The sequence below is a fragment of the Micromonospora qiuiae genome (assembly GCF_016863555.1).
Classification (GTDB): domain Bacteria; phylum Actinomycetota; class Actinomycetes; order Mycobacteriales; family Micromonosporaceae; genus Micromonospora; species Micromonospora qiuiae.
Map to the genome: position 1 here is coordinate 1 of NZ_BOPC01000163.1, position 2474 is coordinate 2474.

The 2474-nt window shown below is 63.5% G+C and carries 1 protein-coding gene; it reads left to right on the top strand.

Annotated features, from left to right (window positions below; all coding sequences use genetic code 11):
- Positions 1 to 2474: ATP-dependent Clp protease ATP-binding subunit (locus Vqi01_RS30140; protein ID WP_239098779.1), on the top strand; the 2474-nt coding region annotated here is incomplete at its 3' end.

Below are 2474 nucleotides of genomic sequence, written 5' to 3' on the forward strand. Positions count from 1 at the left end.
ATGTTCGAGCGGTTCACCGACCGAGCGCGACGGGTTGTCGTCCTGGCCCAGGAAGAGGCCCGGATGCTCAACCACAACTACATCGGTACGGAACACATTTTGTTGGGCCTGATCCATGAGGGTGAGGGCGTCGCGGCCAAGGCTCTGGAGAGCTTGGGGATCTCCCTGGAGGGTGTCCGCCAGCAGGTGGAGGAGATCATCGGCCAGGGTCAGCAGGCGCCGAGTGGGCATATTCCGTTCACGCCGCGGGCCAAGAAGGTGCTGGAGCTGTCGCTGCGGGAGGCTCTGCAGCTTGGCCATAATTACATCGGTACGGAGCACATCCTGCTGGGTCTGATCCGTGAGGGTGAGGGCGTCGCCGCTCAGGTGCTGGTGAAGCTTGGTGCTGACCTCAACCGGGTCCGCCAGCAGGTGATTCAGTTGCTCTCCGGCTATCAGGGCAAGGAGCCGGCGGCTGCTGGCACTGCGCCGGGTGAGGCGGCGCCGTCGACCAGTCTGGTGCTGGACCAGTTCGGCCGGAATCTGACTCAGGCGGCTCGGGAGGGCAAGCTTGACCCGGTGATCGGGCGGGAGAAGGAGATCGAGCGGGTGATGCAGGTGCTCTCCCGCCGGACGAAGAACAACCCGGTCCTGATCGGTGAGCCTGGTGTCGGTAAGACGGCTGTGGTGGAGGGGCTGTCTCAGAAGATCATCAAGGGTGAGGTGCCTGAGACGCTGAAGGACAAGCAGCTCTACACGCTCGACCTGGGCGCGTTGGTGGCGGGTTCGCGTTATCGGGGTGACTTCGAGGAGCGTCTGAAGAAGGTGCTCAAGGAGATCCGTACCCGGGGCGACATCATTCTGTTCATCGACGAGATCCACACCCTGGTGGGTGCGGGTGCTGCGGAGGGTGCGATCGACGCGGCGAGCATCCTCAAGCCGATGCTGGCTCGTGGTGAGTTGCAGACCATCGGCGCGACCACGCTGGATGAGTACCGCAAGCATCTGGAGAAGGACGCCGCGTTGGAGCGTCGTTTCCAGCCGATTCAGGTGGGTGAGCCGTCGCTGGCGCACACGATTGAGATACTGAAGGGGCTGCGGGACCGGTATGAGGCGCATCACCGGGTGTCGATCACTGACGCGGCTCTGGTGGCGGCGGCGACTCTTGCTGATCGGTACATTTCCGATCGGTTCCTGCCGGACAAGGCGATTGACCTGATCGACGAGGCGGGTGCCCGGATGCGGATCCGTCGGATGACCGCGCCGCCGGACCTGCGTGATTTTGATGAGCGGATTGCTCAGGTGCGTCGTGACAAGGAGTCCGCGATCGACGCGCAGGACTTCGAGCGTGCTGCCCAGCTGCGTGACAAGGAGAAGCAGTTGCTCGGGCAGAAGGCGCAGCGGGAGAAGGAGTGGAAGGCCGGTGACCTGGACGTCGTCAGTGAGGTCGACGACGAGCAGATCGCCGAGGTGCTGGGGAACTGGACGGGTATCCCGGTCTACAAGCTGACCGAGGAGGAGACTTCGCGTCTGCTGCGCATGGAGGACGAGCTGCACAAGCGCGTCATCGGCCAGGAGGACGCGGTCAAGGCGGTGTCGAAGGCGATCCGGCGTACCCGGGCCGGTCTGAAGGATCCGAAGCGTCCGTCTGGCTCGTTCATCTTCGCCGGTCCGTCGGGTGTGGGTAAGACCGAGTTGTCCAAGGCGCTCGCGGAGTTCCTGTTCGGGTCCGAGGACGCCCTGATTCAGTTGGACATGTCCGAGTTCCATGACCGGTACACGGTGTCCCGGCTGGTCGGTGCGCCTCCTGGCTACGTCGGTTACGACGAGGGTGGGCAGCTGACCGAGAAGGTGCGTCGTCGGCCGTTCTCGGTGGTCCTGTTCGACGAGATCGAGAAGGCCCACCCGGATGTGTTCAACACGCTGCTGCAGATTCTGGAGGATGGTCGGCTGACCGACGGTCAGGGTCGGATCGTGGACTTCAAGAACACGGTCATCATCCTGACCACCAACCTGGGTACCCGGGACGTGGCCAAGGCGGTGTCGTTGGGTTTCCAGGCGTCGGAGGACTCCGAGTCGAACTACGACCGGATGAAGCAGAAGGTCAACGACGAGTTGAAGCAGCACTTCCGGCCCGAGTTCCTCAACCGGATCGACGACACCATCGTCTTCCACCAGCTGCGTCAGAACGAGATCCTGTCGATCGTCGACATCATGATCGCCCGGATCGAGACCCAGCTGCGTAACAAGGACATGGGCCTGGAGCTGACCGACAACGCCAAGAAGTACCTGGCGCTCAAGGGCTTCGACCCGGTGCTGGGCGCGCGGCCGCTGCGCCGCACGATCCAGCGCGACATCGAGGACAACCTCTCCGAGCGGATCCTGTTCAACGAGCTGACCCCGGGTCAGATCGTCGTGGTGGACTGCGAGGGCGACCCGAACGACATCGACAAGTCCAAGCTCGTCTTCCACGGCTCCGAGCGGCCGGTCCAGGT